This is a genomic window from Patulibacter defluvii (assembly GCF_034096925.1).
In the GTDB taxonomy this organism is placed as follows: Bacteria; Actinomycetota; Thermoleophilia; order Solirubrobacterales; family Solirubrobacteraceae; genus Patulibacter; species Patulibacter defluvii.
Map to the genome: position 1 here is coordinate 14062 of NZ_JAWZSQ010000018.1, position 19577 is coordinate 33638.

Here is a 19577-nt window from a genome sequence, read left to right on the forward strand (position 1 = left end):
CCCACGAGGAGCGAGAGACCATGGCCCTGTCCAACACCACCGATCCGGCGGTCGCCGCCGAGCAGCTGACCGCCTGGCTCGGCCGCGTGCTGCCCGACGCCGGCGAGATCGAGGTGACCGACCTCGTCGTGCCGCAGTCGAGCGGCCTGTCGAACGAGACGATCCTCTTCGACGCCGGCTGGACCGTCGCCGGCGAGCGCCACCAGCAGCGGTTCGTGGCTCGCGTGGCGCCGGCCGGCGAGGGCGTCTTCCGGACCTACGACCTGGCCAAGGAGTTCCGGATCCTGCGGGCGCTCGGCGAGCAGCCGGGCGTGCCGGTGCCGCGCGTCTGGTGGCTGGAGGAGGACCCGTCGGTGCTCGGCGCCGCCTTCCTGGTGATGTCGCGGGTCGACGGCCGGGTGCCCTCGGACGACCCGCCCTTCACCGCCAGCGGCTGGGTGCTCGACCTGGCGCCGGAGCAGCGCGGCCGGCTGCACGACAACGCGCTGCGGGCACTGGCGGCGATCCACGCCGTCGACTGGCGGGCGATCGGCCTCGGCGACCTGGCCCCGGCGGCCGGCGTCAGCGCCCTCGACCACGACATCGCGCAGTGGCGGGCGACCTTCGACTGGGCCCGCGCCGGCGACGAGAACCCGACGGTCGAGGCCGCCTTCCGCTGGATCGCCGAGCACCGGCCCGCCGACGAGGGCGAGGCGGTCCTCAACTGGGGCGACGCGCGGGTCGGCAACGTCCTCTTCGGCGATGACCTGGAGGCGGCCGCGGTGCTCGACTGGGAGATGGTGACCGTCGGCCCGCGCGAGCTGGAGCTGGGCTGGTGGCTGTTCCTCCAGCGTCACCACACGGAGGGGATCGGGGTGCCGCGCCCCGAGGGCTGGCCGACCCGCGAGCAGGTGATCGCCCGCTACGAGGAGCTGACCGGCCACGAGGTCCGCGAGATCGACTTCTACGAGGTCTGGGCGGCGACCCGGCTGGCGAGCATCATGCACCGCGCCGGCAACATGATGATCGCGGCCGGGCTGCTGCCGCCCGACGCGCCGATGCGGACGAACAACCCGGCCTCGCAGCTGCTGGCGCGGCTGATCGGGCTCGAGGCGCCGACCGGCGAGGCCCAGAGCTTCATCGGGAACCGCGGATGAGCGGCTTCGTCCAGCACCCGGACGCGTCGGAGCTGCGCCAGCGGCCCGACCCGTCCGACGAGTGGTGGCAGGACAGCGTCTTCGTCACCTGGCACGCCCACGACGCGGGGATCGGCGGGACGATGCGGATCGGCCACGAGCCGCACCACGCGGGCGGGATCGCCGCGCTCTGGTTCGGCCTCGTGACCGCCGACGGCCAGCGCTACCGCCGCAACCTGGCGACGCGCCTGACCGACGGCGACCGCCTGCCCGACGGCTTCGGCGCGCTCGGGGGCCGCTACCGCCAGCGCTTCGACGGCCGGGTCCGGATCGAGGCCGTCGACGACGAGCTGGAGCTGGCGCTGGAGATCGAGGACTTCTACCCCCGGACCGACTTCTTCCCGTCCGACGCGGGGACGGTCAGCGACGACTTCGCCAGCGCCCACTTCGAGACCTCGGGCCGGATCGTCGGCCACGTGCGGCTGGGGGAGAGGGCCTACGAGGTCGACGGGCTCTGCCACCGCGACCACAGCTGGGGCACCCGCCGCTGGGACACGCTGCTGAACCACCGCTGGATCCCCGGCACCTTCGGGCCCGAGCTGTCGTTCGGCTCGATCGCCTGGCACGGGGTCGACGGCACGGTCCGCCAGTTCGGGTACCTGGTCCGCGACGGGGCGGTGACCCGGGCCGACGCGGTCGACATCACCGTCACCTTCGAGCCCGACGGCACCACCTACCGTGGCGGCCGGGCCGTCTGGACGATGCCTGACGGCGAGCGGTTCGCGATCGACTGCGCGCCGATCGACGCGACGCTCTCCGAGCACCACGGCGTCGCCGTCGTCGACGCGATCTGCCCGCTCGAGCGCGACGGCCGCCGCGGCTTCTGCGACCTCGAGGTCTCGACCAACCCGCGCGGCGGCGCGGGCCCGATCACCGCCGCCCTGCGCGCCAACGTCAGCGACGGCCGTTCGCGCCGGGCCGCCGCGCCGGTCGCGGCGTGACCGCAACGAGGAGGAACCAGATGCACCAGATCAGCGGCCACGACCGCGCCGACGTGATCGTGATCGGCGCCGGCCACAACGGCCTGACCGCCGCCTGCTACCTGCAGAAGGCCGGCCGCGACGTGCTGGTGCTCGAGGCCTCGCCGACGGTCGGCGGGATGCTCGGCACCAACGCGCTCTTCCCCGGCGCGCCGGGGCACCTCCACAACGAGGGCGGGATCCAGGCCTCGCTGTTCCGGGCGACGACGATCGAGGCCGACCTCGACCTGCGCCGCTACGGCTTCGCGCAGCTCGACGCCGATCCGTACCACGTCCACCTGGAGCCGGAGGGCGCGTCGCTGGCCTTCTGGCGCGATCCGCGCCGGACCGCCGCCGAGATGGAGCGCTTCTCGCGCCGCGACGCCGCGGCGTTCCTCGAGTTCGCCGCCCTGCTCGACTCGGCGCTCGACCTGATGCTGCCGCTGCTGGTCGGCCACCCGACCCGGCCCGAGCCGCGGGTGCTGCTGCGCCAGCTGCCGGTGGCGGTCCGCCGCCGCAAGGACGTCGGCGCGCTGATCCGGTTCTTCGCCGGCGGCCACCGCGAGCTGATCGAGGAGCTGTTCGACCACCCGCTGGTGCGGGCGGCGATGGCCTCGATGCCGCCGTTCTGCTGGATGACCCAGGACGGCACCGGCTGGGCCCTGATCTACCTGGGGATCTGCCACCGGACCGGGTCGAGCCGCTTCGAGGGCGGCAGCGGTGCGCTGCCGCGGGCGCTCCACGCCTGCCTCGAGGACCACGGCGGCCGCGTCCGGACCTCGGCCCCGGTGGCGGAGATCGTCGTCCGCGGCGGGGGCGTCGCCGGCGTCCGGCTGGAGAGCGGCGAGCAGATCGACGCCGCGACGGTGATGGCGTCCTGCAGCCCGAAGAAGACGCTCAACGAGCTGCTGCCGGCGGGCTCGCTGCCGGAGCGGCTGGAGCGGCGGGCGGCCCAGATCCCGACCACCAGCACCGGCGCGGCGAACCTGAAGATCGACGTCGCCGTCTCCGGTCGGCTGTCGCTGCCGCGCCACGAGGCGTGGCGCGAGGACGGGCTGGACCTGCGGCGGCCGATCGTCAGCTGGCACAGCTACGAGGAGCACCTGGAGGCGTGGGACGACGCCGTCGCCGGCCGCTGGCCGCAGCGGATCCCCTTCATCGGGATCGCGCCGTCGGCGATCGACCCGAGCCAGGCCCCGGACGGGCAGGACACCTTCTGGCTCTGGTCGGGGATCGTGCCGTCGAAGCCGGACCAGCCGTGGGAGACGGTCCGCGACGAGATCGGCCGCCGGGTGCTGGCCGACGCCGCCGATTACTACGAGGGCCTCGACCGGCTGGAGATCGACCGCCGCGTGTTCTGCGCGCCGGACCTGGCCGAGCGGTTCAACGTGCCCGACGGCAACGTCTACCACGTCGATCCGTTCATGCTGCGGTTCGGCCCGCTGCGCCCGGCCCCGGGCCTCGGGTCCTACGACACGCCGGTTCCGGGGCTCTTCCTGACCGGCGCCGGCACCCATCCGACCGGCGGCATCAGCGGGATCCCGGGCCAGCAGGCGGCCAAGCGGCTGCTGCGGCTGCAGCGCCGCGGCGAGGGCGTCGGCTCGCGGGTCCGGGGGCGGGTCGCGGCCGGGCGCTGACCCACCGTCAACTGCCGGGAACGACAGCGCGTCCGGTCAGTCGATCGGGTGACGGTCGATCGGCGACGGCAGGCGGCCGGCAGGACGCCGGGAGCGCCGTCGATAGCCCAGTTTCCAAGCGATGTTCCCTGCGACTCCGGCCTCCCGCCGGAGTCGTCGTCGTACGCCGCCAACACCACCGGAAAAGAGCGCCCGTCCGGGGGTGTCGTAGCCCCCGAACGGGCGTACCGCCGGCGGCGGCCAGCTGGGAGGCTGCTCGCGCTGTGTCGAGCCCCGACGTCACCCCCGCCCGGCGCCCCCGCCGCCGTGTCGCGACCGCCCTGGTCGACACCTTCGCGGGGGGCTCGGCCTACGGCGCGATCCGCGAGGCCGGCGACATGGGCGCGCTCGGCGTGCGCGCCGTGCGGCTGGCGCTGACGCCGCCGTTCCCGTGGATCCGCGACGCGGTCAGCGAGGGCTCGCGGGCGATCCGCCGCTGCCTGATCCCGCTCTCGCTCTCGGTCTCGGCGTTCATGATCGGGTTCGCGATCATCGTCTTCGGCAACCTGCTCGGCTCGCTGGGGGCGACCGACCGCGAGGCCGGCGGCATGTGGGTCGCCTTCTCGCGCGAGGTCTGCGTCTGGATCACCACGATGATCTTCGCCGGGGTCGCCGGCAGCGCGATCACCGCCGACCTCGGCGCCCGCAAGATCCGCGAGGAGCTGGACGCGCTGGCCGTGCTCGGCGTCGACCGCTTCCGCTCGCTGGTGGTCCCGCGGGTCGTGGCGATGACCCTCGGCGCGCCGATCCTCGGGATGCTCGCGCTGCTCGTCAGCCAGGCGGTCAACTTCGCCGTCGCGCCCGGCCACCTGGGGCTGACCGACGAGGTCTTCGCCGACAACCTGGTGCTCAACGTGCTGCCGCTCGACCTCTACGCGTCGATCGTCAAGTACCTGCTGATCGGCTTCTTCGTCGGCGTCGTCAGCTGCCAGAAGGGGCTCTCCTGCGACGGCGGCGCCGAGGGCGTCGGCCGGGCCGTGAACCAGACGGTGGTCGTCTGCTTCCTCGGCATCTGGATCATCAACAGCCTCTTCAACCTCGGCTACCTGACGATCTTCCCCGAGACCGCGATCCTGCGCGGCTGACCCGATGGCGACGAGCGAGACCAGTCGACCAGCGGCCGAGCCGCCGCGCGAGGGGGCGATCGTCGCCGGCCTGCGCGAGGCGGGCGAGCTGACCGAGTTCTACGGCCGAGCGATGGTCGGGCTGCCGGGGACGCTCCGCTACACGTCGGAGATCCTGCGCCAGACCGCGATCCTGATCCGCGGCACGACGGTGCTGATGTTCTTCCTCAGCGCCTTCCTCGGGATCAGCGTCGTCAACTTCGCGTTCTTCTTCCTGCGCTCGATCGGGGCCTCGGACTTCACCGGCGCGGCGACCGGGTTCGCCAACCCGCTGCTCGGCGCGACGCTGATGTTCGGCTACGTCTTCACCGCCAAGGTCTGCTGCGGGATGGTCGCCGAGCTGGGCGCGATGAAGATCCAGCAGGAGATCGACGCCCTCGACTCGACCGGCGTCGACCCGATGCGCTACGTGGTCGGCACCCGGCTGCTGGCCGTGCTGCTCTACATCCCGATCGGCGGCACGGTCGCGCTGCTGGGGGCCACGGCCGGCTCCTACTTCGTCGGCGTGATCGTGCTCCAGGGGATCGGGTCGGAGGCGTTCCTGCAGGTCAACTGGGCGGTCCAGCCGCTCCAGGTCCAGATCAACTCGCTGATCACCCAGGGCGCGATCGCGATGGTGACGTCGGTCGTGGCCTGCTTCTACGGGCTGCGAACGACCGGCGGCCCGGCCGCGGTCGGCGACTCGGTCGCCCGCTCGCTGATCGCGAACCTCGTCCTCGTCCACCTGATCGCCGGCTTCCTGGTGGTCTTCTTCTACGGCACCGAGCTCCTGATGCCGATCGGCGGCTGAGGCGTGCCCGTCCGCCGCGTCCGCCGGATCGCCACCGGCGCCCTCCTGCTCGCGGTGCTCGCCGTGCTGGTCGCGCTGCGGCTCGACCGCGACGAGCCGCGCAACACGCTCTGGGTGACCGTCCCCGACGCGACCAACGCGATCGCCGGCCAGGAGATCCGCGCCGCCGGCCGCCGGGTCGGGCGGATCGCGTCGGCCGACCCGGTCCGCGGCGGCCGCGCCGTCCGGCTGCGGCTGCAGATCGAGGACGAGGCGTGGCCGATCGCGGCCGGCTCGCGGATCGACCTCCGCTGGGGCGGGACGATCTCGATCGTCAACCGCTACCTGGCCCTGACCCGCGCCCGCGGCGGTCGTCCGCTGCCGCAGGGCGGCAGCTTCCCGGCCCGCGACTTCCACGTCCCGGTCGAGCTCGACCAGCTGGTGGCCAGCTTCCCGGCCGGCGTCCGCCGCGACCTGAAGCAGTTCCTCGACGAGGGCGGCACGACCGCGGCCAAGGGCCAGGAGGGCCTGAAGCGCTCGCTCGACCGCGCGCCGGCCGCCGTCGACCGGGTGGCGGGGCTGATGGAGGACCTCGACCGCGACCCGTCGGGGCTGCGGACGCTGATCCGGACCACCGACGGGGTCGTCGACGCGGTCCACCGCGCCGATCCCGGGATCGAGCGGCTGGTCAGCGGCGCCGCCACCACCCTCGACGCGCTCGGCGACGAGGCCAGCGACCTGGAGCGGACGCTGGCGCGGATGCCGGCGACGCTGGCCGGCGCCCGCGGCACGCTCGGCCGCGCCGACGCGACGCTGCGCGCCGCGGTGGCCGTGACCGACCGGATCGCCCCCGGCGTCAGCGAGGTCCGCCGGATCACGCGGCCGCTCGACCGCGTGCTCGGCACCGTCGCCGACGTCGGGCCGGACGTGCGCCGGACGGTCGCGACGCTGCGGACCGCGGCCCCCGACCTGACCGGGCTGCTGGACCGCGGGCGCGCGCTGCTGCCGCAGGTCGAGTCGATCGGTCGTCAGGCGGTCAGGCAGCTGCGCTGCATCCGGCCGTACACGCCCGACATCGTCGCCTTCTTCACCAACTGGGGCGGGTTCCTGGCCAACTCCGACGGCAAGGACAAGTACCTGCGGGCGACGGTCCAGAACCTGCTGCCGGCGGAGACGAACATCGACACCCGCGACTCGGCGCAGGCGGCCGAGATGCACCCGGGCCTGGCCTACGCCTTCCCGCAGCCGCCGGGGCTCAGCGCCGACCAGCCGTGGTTCCTGCCCGAGTGCGGGATCGGCCCCGAGGTGATGGATCCGAAGAAGGACCCCGAGTCGCGGCTGCGCAACCCGCTCTCGAACCTGCAGAACGTCCCCGACATGCGGTCCGGCCGATGAGGCGCGCGCGGCTGATCGCGGTCTCGGTGGTGCTGCTGGCGCTGGTCGCGGCCGTCGCCGCGGTGGCCAGCGGCGGCGACGGCGACGACGGCGGCTACCGGCTGCGGCTGCCGCTGGAGAACGCCGCCGGCCTCCGCGACGGCTCGCAGGTGGTCAGCGGCGGCGTCCCGGTCGGGACGGTCGCCCTGAAGCTCGGCCGCGACGACCGGGTCGAGGCCGAGCTGCGGCTGGAGCGGCGCGCGGCGCCGGTGGCCAAGGACGTCCAGGTGGCGATCGCCGCCGTCAACCTGCTGGGCCAGAAGCGGGTCGAGCTGCTGCGCGGCGACGGGGGAGACCCGGCGCCGTCCGGCTACGTGGTGCCGGCCCGCAACATCGCCGTCTCGACCGACCTCGACCAGGTGCTGGCGACCCTCGACGACGACACCCGCACGCGGCTGTCGGTGCTGATCAACGAGGCCGGCGCGGCGCTCGGCGGCCGCCGCGAGGCGTTCAGCCAGGTGATCGGGGAGCTGCCCGGATCGCTGGTCAGCGCCAAGCGCCTGCTCGGCGAGCTGGTCGGCGACAACCGAGTCCTGGCCGACCTGGTCACCCGCAGCGACCGGGTGGTCGGGGCGCTGGCCGGCGAGCGCCAGGCGCTCTCGCGGGTGGTCGACGTCGCCGGTCGCGCCGCCGAATCGGTCGAGCAGCGGCGGGCGGGGCTCCAGCGGTCGCTGGCCGCGGCCCCGGCGACCCTCGACCAGCTGCGCCGGTTCCTGGCCGAGCTGCGCGCGACGACCGGTCCGCTCGGCCCGGCCGCGCGCGACATCACCGCCGTCGCGCCCGACCTGCAGGCGACCCTCGACCGGGTCGAGGGCTTCCGGCGGTCGGCCGACCCGGCGCTCCGCCGCGCCCGCGAGGTCGCTCCCGACCTGACCCGGCTCGGCGACCGCGCGACGCCGGTGCTGACGCGGGCGATGCCGACCCTGAAGTCGCTGGCGACCGTCTCGGCCGCGCTGACCCCGGTCAGCGACACGCTGCTCCACAGCGCCAACAACCTGGTCGCGACGGTCGAGAACTGGGCCCGCGCGATCCAGTTCCGCGACGGCCTGTCGCACGTCTTCCGCGGCGAGGCGTCGGTCACGCTCAACACCCTCACCAGCGTCCTCGACCGCTTCGGCGCGCTGGCGGCCAAGCAGACCGGCGGCAGCACCGCGGTGCCGCTCGACCAGGAGCTGCCGGCCGACGAACGCGCCCGGGGCCGCGACCGCCGCGGCGCCCGCGCCGACGATCGCGCGACCGCGCTGCGCGCCGCGACCCGCGGGCTGGAGGCCCTGCTCGGACCATGACCCGCCGCCCGACCCCGACCCCGACCGCGACCGGCCGCCGGCGTCCGCCCCGTCGCCGCAACCCGGACGCGCCCCACCGCGTGCTGCTGCGCGGCGGGCTGGTGCTGGCGGTCGCCGGCGTCCTGGCCTGGATCGCCCTCAGCGCCTACTCCGGCGTCCCCGGTCGCTCCTACACCCGGATCTACGTCACCGCGCCCCAGATCGGCAACCTGCTGCCGCACGACGCGGTCCGGATCGCCGGCGTCCGCGTCGGCCAGGTCCAGCGGCGCGAGGCGACCGCCGACGGCGGCGCCCGGCTCGAGCTGCAGCTGGAGGACGGGATCCGGCTGCCCGCCGACAGCGGCGTCCGGATCCGCGCCAACGGCCTGCTCGGCGCCCGCTACGTCCAGCTGCTGCCGGGCCGCAGCGCGCGGATGCTGCGGGCCGACGCCACGATCCGCGGCGGCGACGACACGATCACCTACGGCGTCCCCGAGGCGCTCGACAGCTTCGACCGCGAGACCCGCGGCGCGCTCGGCACCAGCGTCCGCGAGCTCGGCCGCGGCCTGGCCGGTCGCGGCCGCGACGTCCACCGGATGCTGCCGGTCTTCGGCCACGCCCAGCCCGGGTTCCAGGCGATGGTGCGGACCGTGCTGGAGCGCCCCGGCGCCGTCGCGCGGCTGCTGCCGTCGCTCGACCGGACGATGGTCCCGCTCGACGACGCCCGCGCCGACCTGACCGGCCTGCTGCGGCCGGCGGCCGACGCGCTCGCCCCGCTCGTCGACCGCCGCGACGCGCTCCAGCGGACGCTCGACCAGGCGCCGGCCGCGCTCGTCGCCGCCACCGACGGGCTCCGCCGCGGCACCCGCCTGGTCGCCGCCGCCCGGCGGCTGACCGTCGCCGCGCACGGCACCCTGCCGGCCGCCCCGCGCGCCCTGCGGGCCACCACCGCGCTGCTGCGCGAGAGCCCGCGGCCGCTGCGGCGGGCCGCCGCGCTGCTCGACGCGGCCAAGCCGGCGGTGCCCGCCGCGACCGGGGTCACGACCGCGCTCTCGCCGCTGCTGCCGCGGCTCGACGGGGCGCTCGGCGACGCGCTGCCGATGGTCCGGCGGATCGGCCGCTACGGCTGCGACATCGTCAACCTCGGGATCGTCTTCCGCAGCATGACCGGCTTCGGCGGCCTCGGGCAGGGCCCGGCCGGCCCGCCGATGGCCTTCCGGCTGCAGGCGATCGTCTCGCCGGGGAGCGAGTCGATCGGGGTCACCGATCCGACCGGCTTCCTGATCAAGGACGGCTACCCGAAGCCGTGCCAGTACCTGGGCGGCAGCTACCCGGCGATCAGCGTCCACGGCCTGCTGCGGAGCAAAGCGCGATGACCGTCCTCCGCCGCAACCGCACCGTCGCGCTCGGCGCGGCCACGATCGGGATCGTCGCGCTGCTCCTGCTGCTGGCCTTCTCCGGCACCCTCAACCGGCTCCAGCAGGGCGGCGGGCGGACGACGATCCGGGTCCAGCTGGCCGACGCCCAGCAGCTGCGGGCCGGCGACAAGGTCCGGATCCAGGGCGTCGACGTCGGCCGCGTCGAGCGGATCGAGCGCGACCGCGGCGCCCGCACGGCGACCGCCTCGCTGGCGCTCGACGACGACGCGGGACCGATCTACGGCGACGCCAGCGTGGCGATCCGCTTCCGGACCCTGCTCGGGGCGGCGTTCTTCGTCGACCTCGACCGCGGCCGCGCCACCGCCGGCCCGCTGGGGTCGCGCGGGATCCCCGCCTCGCGCAGCAGCAACCAGGTCGAGCTGGAGCAGATCACCTCGATCGTCCAGGGCGACGCGCGCCGCGGGCTCCAGACCCTCGCCGGCGAGCTGGCCACGACCTTCACCGACACCGATTCGCCCGGTCGCGCGGTCGACGCGCTGGCCGACGTCGCGCCCGACGTCCGCCGCGGGATCGGCGCGCTGCGCGGGCTCGAGCCCGGGCGCGACGTGCCGGAGCTGGTCCGCAACGCCGAGCGCGCGATGCGGGCCCTGAACCAGTCGTCGGAGCAGCTGCGGACGCTGGTCGCGGCCGGCGCCCGCACGCTGGAGACCGTCGCCGGCCGCCAGGCCGACCTGCGCGCGACCCTCGACCGGGCCCCGCGGACGCTCGCCGACACCGACCGGACGCTGGTCCGGCTCGACGGCACGCTGCGGACCGCCAATCCGCTGCTCGACGAGCTCCGGGTCGGCGCCGGCGACGTCGCCCCGACGGTCCGGGCGCTGCGGCCGACCGTCGTCCGCGCCGACCGGCTGGTCCACCGCGCGGTGCCGCTGGTGCGGGCGCTGCGGCCGGCCTCGACCGCGCTCGCCCACACCGCCCGCGACGGCGTGCCGCTGCTGAACGACCTCCAGCCGAGCGTCGACCGGCTCGACCGCACGATCCTGCCCTACCTCGACGAGGTCGATCCCGAGACCCAGCACAGCACCGCCCAGATGATCGGCCCGACCTTCGTCGGCGTCGGCTCGGGCGCCGCCGGGCAGGAGGACGGCAACGGGCGCTTCATCCGCTTCCCGCTGACGACCGGGAACAACTTCCTCTACCTGCCGTGCCAGCTGATGATCAACGACCCGTCGGCGAAGAAGCTGCTGGAGTGCCAGTCGCTGGAGGGGCTGCTCAACCAGGTCCTCTCCTACGACCCGACCAAGCCGCCGGCCGGCTCGTCGGAGAATCCGGGGCCGGGCCGATGATCGAGGTCCGCGACCGGATCAGCGGCCGGATCAACCGCGCCCGCCTGCAGCTCGAGGTCCGCCGCGCGGCCCGCCCGTCGCTGGTCGTGCTGCTGGGCGTGGCGATCTTCCTCGCCGCCGGCGGCTACATCGTCAGCCAGGTCAGCCGCACGCTGCTGGCCGACACCTACGAGGTCCGGATCGAGGTCGCTGACGCGCGCGGGGTCGTGGTCAACGCCGACGACGTCCGCTTCCGCGGGATCCCGGCCGGCAGCGTGACGAAGGTCGAGATGGTCGACGGCCAGCCGGTCCTGACCGCCCGGATCCAGCGCGAGTACGGCCGGATCTACCAGGACGCGCGGGCGATGCTGCGACCGAACACGGCGCTCCAGGACATGTTCGTCGACATCGTCGACCGCGGCACCCCCGCTGCCGGCCCGGTCGACGCGCAGCGACCGCTGCGGCGCGACCGCACGACCACCCCGGTCCACGTCGACGAGGTGCTCGACGTCTTCCGCGGCGACGAGCGGGCGCGGATGGCCGCGCTGCTCGACGGGCTCGGCAACGGGATGGAGGACCGCGGCGCCCGGCTGCGGACCGCGTTCGCCGAGCTGGTCCCGGTGCTGCGGGTCGCGGGCGACATCACGCGCCAGCTGGGCGACCGGCGGCCGCTGGTGCAGCGGCTGGTCCGCAACAGCTCGCTGCTGACCGCCGAGCTCGGCGCCCGCGAGCAGCAGCTGCGGCGGCTGATCGGCTCCGGCAGCCGCACCGCCGGCGCGCTCGCCGAGCGCTCGGGCGACCTCGACGCGGTCCTCCGCGGCCTGCCGCCGACGCTGACCGAGGTCGACACGTCGTTCGCCGCCGTCCGCGGCGTGCTCGGCGACGTCGACCGCGCGGTCCGCGCGCTGCGGCCGGTCGCGCGGCGGCTGCCGGGCACGCTCGCCGACCTGCGGCGGCTGAACGCGACGGCGGCCCCCGCCGTGCGGTCGCTCGAGCGGCCGGTCGGGCGGCTGCTGCCGCTGGCCGACGCGCTGCCGCCGCTGTCGGCCGACGCCAGCGCCGCGGTCGCCGCGCTGCGCCCGCAGGTGCCGGCGGTCGAGCACACCGTCAAGGCGCTGGCCGGCTGCAAGAAGGGCGTCCAGGGCTTCTTCCAGTGGAACGCGTCGATGAGCAAGTTCGGCGACTCCCGCGGGTCGGTGCCGCGCGGCAACCTCGTGGTCGGGCTGAACAGCAACGGGATCCTGCCGACGCCGTTCGAGTTCGCGCCCAAGGCCTGCACGCCGGGCGCGCCGATCCCCGGCCGGCCGCCGCGACCCGAGGACGGCAGCTGACGATGGGGGAGGACCGATGAGAGGGCCGATCGCGGGGTTCCGCGGGCACGTCGTCACGGCGCTGGTCGCGACGGCGATCGCGGTCGCCTTCCTGCTGGCCTTCGTCGGCGTCGGCGGCGGCCTGCCGCGCACGTCGCAGCCGTACGAGCTGCGGGCGCTGGTGCCGACCGCCTCGTCGCTGACCACCGGCTCGCGGGTCACGATGGCCGGCGTCAAGGTCGGCACGGTGACCGAGGTCCGCCGCCAGGGCCTCGGCGCGCTGGTCTCGATGGAGCTCACCGACGAGCGCGTGACCCCGGTCCCGGAGGACTCGGTGGTGCGGATGCGGGCCCGGACCGCGGTCGGCGAGAACTACGTCTCGATCGATCCGGGCCGATCGCGGACGACGCTCGCCTCGGGCCACGTGCTGCCGCTGCGGCAGGCGGCCGAGTACGTCGACGTCGACCAGATCGCGTCGGTCCTGCAGGGCCGGACCCGGGCGCAGGCGCGCAAGATCGTGCGCGGCCTCGGCTACGCGCTCGACCGCCGCGGCGAGCGGGTCAACGGACTGGTCGCGGGCGCCTCGCGGGCGCTCGGAACCGGCTCGCACGTGGTCGAGACGCTGGCCGGCGAACGGCGCCAGATCAGCCGCCTGATCGCCCAGCTCGGCGACCTGACCGCCGCGGTCGGCGACCGCGGCGACGCGATCCGGCTGCTGGCCCGGCAGGGACGGACCGCGTTCACCGCCGTGGCCCGCCGCGACGACGCGGTCCGGCGGATCCTCGACGAGCTGCCGCCGACGCTCGACCGCGTGCGGCGCACCACCCGCACCGTCGCCGACGTCGCCGACCGCGCGACGCCGGTGGTGGAGAACCTGACCCGGGCGGTGACCGAGGTCCGCCCGGTCGTCGCCGCGCTGCGGCCGGCCGCCCAGGAGGGTCGCTCGATCCTGCGCGAGGTCGACACCGCCGCCGGCCCGCTGACCGGCACCCTCGCCGCGCTCGAGCGGGCCGCCGGTCCGGCGACCAAGGCGCTGCCCCAGGTCGACCAGGTGCTCTGCCAGGTCAACCCGATGCTGCGCTACGCCAAGCCGTACACCCAGGACGTGATCTCGGCGCTGGTCGGCCTCGGCTCGGCCTCGAACGCCTACGACGCGATCGGCCACACGATCCGGCTGGTGCCGGTGATCACCGACAACACGCTCGTCGGCCTGCCGCGCGACGTCTCCAAGTTCCTCTACTCGGCGATCCACGAGGGCCTGCTGGAGAAGCTGCTGCCGCTCAACTGGAACCCGTACCCGAAGCCCGGAGAGCAGGGCCAGCCCTACCGCGGCAAGGGCATCCACGGCCCGCGCGAGCTGCGCGAGTCCGGCTTCGTCTACCCCCGGATCCACGAGGACTGCTGAGCGGGGGAGGCGGGCGGCCGCTCAGCGGCCGCGGGCGGCGGCGTCCTCGCCGACCAGCGCCAGGTAGCGCGCGACCGCCTCGACCCGGTTGCCGGCGCCGAGCTTGCGCAGCAGCCGGGCGACGTGGTCCTTGACCGTCTCCGGCGAGAGCATCAGCTGGCCGGCGATCTCGCGGTTCGAGCGGCCTTCGACCAGCAGCGACGCGACCTGGATCTCGCGCGGGCTGAGCAGCGAGAGCGGGCCGTCGGCCGTCGCCACCGGCTCGAGCACGTCGAAGCGGGGGAAGGCCGATCCGTGGCCGCGGCCGGTCGGGATCGCGATCGGGGCGTCGTTGACCTCGCCGATCAGGGCCTGGGTCGAGGAGGTCAGGTGCCGCAGCTCGCGCGAGAGCTCGCCGATCCGGGCCCGCAGCACCACCCGTTCGAGCGCGACGGCGAGCATCGCCGCGAACGCCCCGACTTGGGCCCGGTCGAGCGGCCCGACGGCGGGCTCGGCGCGGTCGACGACGAGCAGGGCCAGGACCCGCGCCTCGGGCTGGATCGCGCCGAGCGCGAACGACCGCAGCCCGAGCGCCGCCGCCAGCGGGCTCGGCCGGCCGTCGGTGGCGACGTCGGCGTCCGGGCGCCGGATCAGCTCGGCCTCGGGGCTGCCGGGCTCCAGCCGCACCGGCGCGGCCAGCGCCCGCCGCCGCAGCTCGTCGCTGGCCGGGTCGCTGAGGACCGCGCCGCCGCCGGCCCGCAGCCGGTCGCCGTCGAGGGTCAGCACCAGCGCCCGGTCGAAGCCGCACTCCTCGCGGGCGGCCTGGGCGCCGGCGGCGAGCAGCGCCGCGACGTCGGGCGCGTCGCGCAGCCGCCGGTGGACGGCCGGCATCCGGCGCAGCCGGCGCAGGTGCTCGAGCGGGGCGGCGGCGTCCGCGGGCGGGCGGGATGGAGGCATCGGCAGCCAGGATAGGGCGGCGATCAGGCGTCCATGCCGAGCGGGCCGACCGAGCCGCCGGAGAGGAACTGGCGGACGAAGGCGCTCTCGGACGCGAGCACGTCCGACGCCATCCCCGCCTCGAGCACCCGGCCCCGCCAGAGGACCGAGATGTGGTCGGCGATCCGCTTCGCCAGCGGGACGTTGTGGGTGACGACGATCATCGTGCCGCCGTACTGGGAGTGCTGCTCGACCAGCAGGTCGCCGAGCAGCGCCGTCCGGACCGGGTCGAGCCCCGAGTCGGGCTCGTCGCAGAGCAGGATCCCCGGGTTCAGGGCCAGCGCCCGGGCCAGGCCGGCGCGCTTGCGCATCCCGCCGGAGAGCTCGTTCGGCATCCGGTGGCTGGCGTTGGCCAGGCCGACGGCGGCCAGGTGGTCCATCACCACCTCGCGGACCTCGCGGTCGTCGAGGTCGGTGTGCTGGCGGAGCGGGAAGGCGACGTTGTCGTAGACGTTCATCGCGCTGAACAGCGCGCCGTCCTGGAACATCACGCCGATCTCGCGCCGCAGCGCGAGCACCTCCGAGCGGCTCATCCGGCTGAGCGGCCGGCCGCGGATCAGCACGTCGCCGCCGTCGGGTCGCAGCAGCCCGATGATGTGCTGCAGCATCACGCTCTTGCCGGTGCCGGAGGGCCCCAGGATCACCGAGATCACGCCCTCGGGGATCGCCAGGTCGACGCCGGCCAGGATCTGGTTGCGGCCGAACGCCTTGCGCAGGTCGGTGGTCCGGATCGCCATCAGGTCGGGGTCGGCGGCCGCGAACGGCAGCTCGCCGACGGCCAGCCGGTCGACCGACCGCTGGGGCTCGGGCTCGCGGCCCTGGCTGATCGCCAGCAGGCCGCGGAGGATCGCGTCGACCTCCAGGTACTTGCGGACCGGCCCGTGGGTGGTGACCGCCCCGCTGACGACCGCCTGCGGCATCGCCAGCCGGCCCTCGGCGACCCGCTCCAGCTGCTCGGCGGTCAGCTCGATCCGGACCTCGGCCGAGCCGTCGGCGACGATCTGCGGCGGCGTCCGGTCGAGCAGCGCGGTGACCGCTCCGCGCTGGCCGCGGAGGGCGAAGGCGACGCTGGTGCGGGCGTAGCTCAGCCGCCCGACGGCCGAGGAGGGGACGGCGATCGCGGCCTCCAGCCGCGCGCGCAGCCGGGCCAGGGCGGGGACGCCGAGTGGGTCGGCCAGGGCGGCGCCCGGTGGTTGCTCTGTCATCGCCACGTTCGTCGTTCCTCCCCTCGGCCGGCGCGCGCATGGGCACGGATCGCGGAACGGTCCGGCGCTGGGCCCGTCCGGAATGTACATGATGTCCGGACACCGTGCGTGATATTTCGGGGGTGGGTCAGCGGGCGGCCGGAGCGAGCGCGTAGAGTGTGTTCCAGACCACGTCGGCGAAGCCGACCACCAGCCGCTCCAGCGCCGCGTCGTCGCTGTGGGCGACCACCTGGTGCTCGACCCGCTCGGCCATCCAGATCAGCCAGGCGGCCGTCTCGTGGGGCAGCAGGTCGGGAGCCACCCAGCCGCCCTCCTGGCCGCGGCGGATGTGCGCCTCGAGGCTGCCGACGTGCTCGCGCATCATCGCGGCGACCTCCTCGCGCAGGTCGTCGTCGTAGACCGCCGCGTCGTAGACCGAGGCCATCACCCGGGCGTGGGGCCGGTACTCGCGCATCACGTGCCGCAGCGCGTCCTCCAGCGCCTCGCGGGTGAGGTCGGTGCCCAGCGCCCACCAGCGTCCGGAGGCGACGCGGGTGGTCTCGCTGGCGCGCACCGACCAGGCCCGCAGCAGGTCGCCCTTGTCGGTGAAGTAGGCGTAGAAGGTCGAGCGCGAGAGGCCGGCCTCGGCCATCAGCCGCTCGATGCTGATCGAGGCGTAGCTCTCGTCCTCGTCGAGCAGCGCCTCGACCGCGATCCGCAGCCGCTCGGCCAGCTGCAGGCGCCGCTCGTCGCGGCTGCTCACGGGGTCCTCGTGCGGGCGTAGAGCGTGTTCCAGACGATGTCGGTCAGGGCCCGCATCAGCCGCTCGGTCTCGTCGGCGCCGGCCGGGGTGACGAGCTGGAAGAGCCCGCGCTCGGTCATCCAGGTCAGCCACAGCGCGGTCTGCTCGGGGTCGACGTCGGCGTGGGCGAAGCCGCGCCGCTGGCCGTCGACCACGTGGGCGGCGACCTCGGCGATCGTCCGCTCCAGCAGGACCGCGAACTGCTCGCGGATCCGCTCGTCGTAGGAGGTGGCCTCGACCACCGCGGTCATCACCACGCGGTGGGTGCGGTAGGTGTCGGCGATCCGCTCCATCGCCTCGCGCAGGTCCTCGCGGGTGGCCTCGGGCGGCAGCGACCACCAGTAGCCGGCCGACTCGATGATCTCGGCGATCACGTCCTCGGCCAGCGCCCGCAGCAGGTCGCCCTTGTCCTCGAAGTAGACGTAGAAGGTCGAGCGCGCGATGCCGGCCTCGCGGACCAGCCGCTCGACGCTGACGTCGGTGTAGGTCTCGCGCTCCAGGCAGTGCTCGACCGCGCGCAGCAGCCGGGCGCGGATCTCCTCGCGGCGCTTCGCGCGGGCGGCCTGGGTGGTGCGGGTGATCGACGGCATGCGCTGACCGGACGCAGTGTATGGCAGCGCGCGGACCCACCACGATCGCGTGCTCTGGTCAATATGACTGGACAGGTTGTACGATCAGTCCTTCGACGAGGGCGAAGCGGAGGAGCGGGGACGTGGGCGAGCTGGACGGGAAGGTCGCGATCGTGACCGGGGCCGGGCGCGGGATCGGCGAGCAGGTGGCGCGCAAGCTGAGCGCGGCCGGGGCCCGGGTGCTGCTGAGCGACCTCGACGGCGACGCGGTCGCCGCGGTTGCCGCCGCGCTGCCCGGCCCGGCGGCGGTCCGCGCCGGAGACCTGACCGCCGCCGGCGAGCCAGACGCCGTCGTCGCCGCGGCGGTTGCCGCGTGGGGGCGGCTCGACATCGTCGTCAACAACGCCGGCTACGCCTGGGACGGGCCGATCCACAAGGTCAGCGACGAGCAGTTCCAGGCGATGCTCGACATCCACACCGTGGTCCCGTTCCGGATCCTGCGGGCCGCCGCGCCGCACCTGCGCGAGCCGGCCAAGCGCGAGGCGGCGACCGGCGCCGAGGTCTTCCGCAAGGTCGTCAACGTCGTCTCGCTGGCCGGGGTGATGGGCAACGCCGGCCAGGTCGCCTACGCCAGCGCGAAGGGCGGCGCCGTCGGCCTGACCCGGGCGCTGGCCAAGGAGTGGGGGCCGCTGAAGATCAACGTCAACGCGGTCGCCTTCGGCTTCATCGACACCCGCTTGACCGCGGCCGCCGGCGAGGCCGGGGCGATCGAGGCCGCCGGCCGCACGATCGCGCTCGGGATCCCCGCGGCCGCCCGCGCCGGGGCCGAGGCCGCGACCGCGCTCGGCCGCTCGGCGACCGCCGACGAGGCGGCCCGCGGCATCTACTTCCTCTGCTCGCCCGGCTCGGACTACGTCCACGGCCAGGTCCTCAACGTCAGCGGCGGCCTCCAGCTCGGCATGGCCGGCTGATCCGCCCGTCCCCGCCCCTCCCGGAGAACCACGCCATGACCGTCACCGCCGACCTGGCCGACCTCAGCGACGAGCGCCGCGCGCTCGTCGAGACGATCCGCGACTACGCCCGCCGCAACGCCGGCACGCCGGAGCAGCGCGCCGCGCTGACCGAGGACGGCGTCGAGCAGCACCACGACCCGACCTACCGCGAGCTGGCCGAGCTGGGCTTCGTCGGGATCGGCTTCCCCGAGGAGGACGGCGGGGGCGGCGGGACGATCGTCGACGTCAGCCTGTTCTTGGAGGAGGCCTTCCACGGCCAGCTGCCGATCATGGGCATCTCGACTTCGCTGGTGGCCGGCGAGGCGATCGAGCGCCACGCCCACGCGGCGCTCAGGCACGAGCTGCTGGGGCGGATCTGCGCCGGCGACACGATCGCGATCGGGATGTCCGAGCCGGAGGCCGGGTCGGACCTGGCCAACCTGCGTTGCCGGGCCGAGCGGGTCGACGGCGGCTGGCTGGTCAACGGCCAGAAGACCTGGAGCTCGAACGCGCACTTCGCCAAGCGCTGCATGCTGATGGTCCGGACCGACGCCTCGGGCCGCAAGCACGAGGGGATCACGATGCTCGACGTCGACCTGGCCGCGCCGGGCGTCGCGATCAACCTGATCCCGACGATGGGCGGGCGCGAGACCAACGACGTCTTCTACAGCGACGTCTTCGTGCCCGAGGACCGGGTGATCGGCGAGGTCGGCGAGGGCTGGCGGCAGCTGATGGGCGGGCTCAACCGCGAGCGGATCCTGATCGCGGCGATCTTCGTCGGCCACGCCCGGCGGGCGCTCGACGACACCCTCGCCTACATCACGGAGCGGCAGCAGTTCGGGCGGCCGATCGGCAGCTTCCAGGCGCTCCGCCACCGCTTCGCCGACCTCGCCACCGAGGTCGAGGTCTCGCGGCTGATGGTCCACGAGATGGCCCGCCGGCTGGAGGCCGATCCGCAGCGGGTGACCGCTCGCCAGGCGTCGATGCTGAAGCTGAAGATCACCGAGACGGCCAAGCAGGTCGCGCTCGAGGGGATGCAGATGATGGGCGGCTACGGCTACGCCAACGAGTACGGGATGGAGCGCCACGTGCGGATCGCGCTGGCGTCGACGATCTACGGCGGGACCAACGAGATCCAGCGGGACATCATCGGCAAGAGCTTCGGGCTCTGAGCGGGGCCCCGCGCGGTTGCCGGGTCACATTGTCTGGACAGACTGTGCGATACTGGCCGCGA

General features: G+C 74.8%; 17 protein-coding genes. 13 read left to right on the top strand and 4 right to left on the bottom strand.

Translation table 11 applies throughout. From position 1 onward, the window contains the following. The first annotated feature begins 20 nt into the window (after window positions 1-20). The 11 genes from SH587_RS17085 to SH587_RS17135 all read left to right on the top strand — a co-directional run bounded on the left by SH587_RS17085 (window position 21) and on the right by SH587_RS17135 (window position 13821). Complete coding sequence (locus SH587_RS17085) at window positions 21-1136, top strand: phosphotransferase family protein (protein ID WP_320671851.1); 1116 nt, start codon at window positions 21-23, stop codon at window positions 1134-1136. After that, entirely contained in the window at window positions 1133-2116 is a 984-nt protein-coding gene (locus SH587_RS17090) for a DUF7064 domain-containing protein (protein ID WP_320671852.1), read from the top strand. Before SH587_RS17085 ends, SH587_RS17090 begins: the two co-directional genes overlap by 4 nt. A gap of 20 nt (window positions 2117-2136) precedes the next feature. Then, a complete protein-coding gene (locus tag SH587_RS17095) occupies window positions 2137-3771 on the top strand; it encodes a phytoene desaturase family protein (protein WP_320671853.1) in 1635 nt (544 codons plus the stop codon). A 263-nt stretch (window positions 3772-4034) separates the two neighbouring features. Further along, window positions 4035-4895: an MlaE family ABC transporter permease gene (locus SH587_RS17100; RefSeq protein WP_320671854.1), complete on the top strand. Its 861-nt coding sequence runs from the start codon at window positions 4035-4037 to the stop codon at window positions 4893-4895. 4 nt (window positions 4896-4899) lie between these two features. Continuing rightward, window positions 4900-5724: an MlaE family ABC transporter permease gene (locus SH587_RS17105; protein WP_320671855.1), complete on the top strand. Its 825-nt coding sequence runs from the start codon at window positions 4900-4902 to the stop codon at window positions 5722-5724. Window positions 5725-5727: 3 nt separating this feature from the next. Next, window positions 5728-7098, top strand: a complete 1371-nt coding sequence (locus tag SH587_RS17110; protein ID WP_320671856.1) for an Mce/MlaD family protein — start codon at window positions 5728-5730, stop codon at window positions 7096-7098. Next, the gene (locus tag SH587_RS17115; RefSeq protein ID WP_320671857.1) at window positions 7095-8423 is read left to right on the top strand and encodes an MlaD family protein; all 1329 of its coding nucleotides are present in this window, start codon (window positions 7095-7097) and stop codon (window positions 8421-8423) included. Before SH587_RS17110 ends, SH587_RS17115 begins: the two co-directional genes overlap by 4 nt. Next, entirely contained in the window at window positions 8420-9778 is a 1359-nt protein-coding gene (locus SH587_RS17120) for an MlaD family protein (protein WP_320671858.1), read from the top strand. The genes SH587_RS17115 and SH587_RS17120 overlap by 4 nt, the downstream gene beginning before the upstream one ends. Beyond that, a complete protein-coding gene (locus tag SH587_RS17125; protein WP_320671859.1) occupies window positions 9775-11127 on the top strand; it encodes an MlaD family protein in 1353 nt (450 codons plus the stop codon). Before SH587_RS17120 ends, SH587_RS17125 begins: the two co-directional genes overlap by 4 nt. Beyond that, on the top strand, window positions 11124-12437 hold the full coding sequence (locus tag SH587_RS17130) for an MlaD family protein (protein WP_320671860.1): 1314 nt from the start codon (window positions 11124-11126) through the stop codon (window positions 12435-12437). The genes SH587_RS17125 and SH587_RS17130 overlap by 4 nt, the downstream gene beginning before the upstream one ends. A 16-nt stretch (window positions 12438-12453) precedes the next feature. After that, window positions 12454-13821: an MlaD family protein gene (locus SH587_RS17135; protein ID WP_320671861.1), complete on the top strand. Its 1368-nt coding sequence runs from the start codon at window positions 12454-12456 to the stop codon at window positions 13819-13821. A gap of 21 nt (window positions 13822-13842) precedes the next feature. Here SH587_RS17135 and SH587_RS17140 read toward each other — a convergent pair whose 3' ends face one another. The 4 genes from SH587_RS17140 to SH587_RS17155 form a co-directional block, all read right to left on the bottom strand. Beyond that, the gene (locus SH587_RS17140; protein WP_320671862.1) at window positions 13843-14757 is read right to left on the bottom strand and encodes a helix-turn-helix transcriptional regulator; all 915 of its coding nucleotides are present in this window, start codon (window positions 14755-14757) and stop codon (window positions 13843-13845) included. A gap of 23 nt (window positions 14758-14780) precedes the next feature. Then, window positions 14781-16001, bottom strand: a complete 1221-nt coding sequence (locus tag SH587_RS17145; protein ID WP_320671863.1) for an ABC transporter ATP-binding protein — start codon at window positions 15999-16001, stop codon at window positions 14781-14783. 127 nt (window positions 16002-16128) lie between these two features. After that, window positions 16129-16743, bottom strand: coding sequence for a TetR/AcrR family transcriptional regulator (locus SH587_RS17150; RefSeq protein WP_320671864.1), 615 nt, complete (start codon window positions 16741-16743; stop codon window positions 16129-16131). Then, window positions 16740-17372: a TetR/AcrR family transcriptional regulator gene (locus tag SH587_RS17155; protein WP_320671865.1), complete on the bottom strand. Its 633-nt coding sequence runs from the start codon at window positions 17370-17372 to the stop codon at window positions 16740-16742. Before SH587_RS17155 ends, SH587_RS17150 begins: the two co-directional genes overlap by 4 nt. 122 nt (window positions 17373-17494) lie before the next feature. Here SH587_RS17155 and SH587_RS17160 point away from each other — a divergent pair, with 122 nt between their 5' ends. Both SH587_RS17160 and SH587_RS17165 read left to right on the top strand, forming a co-directional pair. Further along, window positions 17495-18322, top strand: coding sequence for an SDR family NAD(P)-dependent oxidoreductase (locus SH587_RS17160; RefSeq protein WP_320671866.1), 828 nt, complete (start codon window positions 17495-17497; stop codon window positions 18320-18322). Between the two features lie 35 nt (window positions 18323-18357). Then, the gene (locus SH587_RS17165) at window positions 18358-19515 is read left to right on the top strand and encodes an acyl-CoA dehydrogenase family protein (protein ID WP_320671867.1); all 1158 of its coding nucleotides are present in this window, start codon (window positions 18358-18360) and stop codon (window positions 19513-19515) included. Window positions 19516-19577 lie beyond the last annotated feature (62 nt).

Bases quoted from the DNA above. Each gene is read 5' to 3' on its own strand.
- SH587_RS17085 (WP_320671851.1), top strand. From the start codon at position 21: ATGGCCCTGTCCAACACCACCGATCCGGCGGTCGCCGCCGAGCAGCTG.
- SH587_RS17090 (WP_320671852.1), top strand. From the start codon at position 1,133: ATGAGCGGCTTCGTCCAGCACCCGGACGCGTCGGAGCTGCGCCAGCGG.
- SH587_RS17095 (WP_320671853.1), top strand. From the start codon at position 2,137: ATGCACCAGATCAGCGGCCACGACCGCGCCGACGTGATCGTGATCGGC.
- SH587_RS17105 (WP_320671855.1), top strand. From the start codon at position 4,900: ATGGCGACGAGCGAGACCAGTCGACCAGCGGCCGAGCCGCCGCGCGAG.
- SH587_RS17115 (WP_320671857.1), top strand. From the start codon at position 7,095: ATGAGGCGCGCGCGGCTGATCGCGGTCTCGGTGGTGCTGCTGGCGCTG.
- SH587_RS17120 (WP_320671858.1), top strand. From the start codon at position 8,420: ATGACCCGCCGCCCGACCCCGACCCCGACCGCGACCGGCCGCCGGCGT.
- SH587_RS17125 (WP_320671859.1), top strand. From the start codon at position 9,775: ATGACCGTCCTCCGCCGCAACCGCACCGTCGCGCTCGGCGCGGCCACG.
- SH587_RS17130 (WP_320671860.1), top strand. From the start codon at position 11,124: ATGATCGAGGTCCGCGACCGGATCAGCGGCCGGATCAACCGCGCCCGC.
- SH587_RS17135 (WP_320671861.1), top strand. From the start codon at position 12,454: ATGAGAGGGCCGATCGCGGGGTTCCGCGGGCACGTCGTCACGGCGCTG.
- SH587_RS17140 (WP_320671862.1), bottom strand. From the start codon at position 14,757: ATGCCTCCATCCCGCCCGCCCGCGGACGCCGCCGCCCCGCTCGAGCAC.
- SH587_RS17145 (WP_320671863.1), bottom strand. From the start codon at position 16,001: ATGACAGAGCAACCACCGGGCGCCGCCCTGGCCGACCCACTCGGCGTC.
- SH587_RS17155 (WP_320671865.1), bottom strand. From the start codon at position 17,372: ATGCCGTCGATCACCCGCACCACCCAGGCCGCCCGCGCGAAGCGCCGC.
- SH587_RS17165 (WP_320671867.1), top strand. From the start codon at position 18,358: ATGACCGTCACCGCCGACCTGGCCGACCTCAGCGACGAGCGCCGCGCG.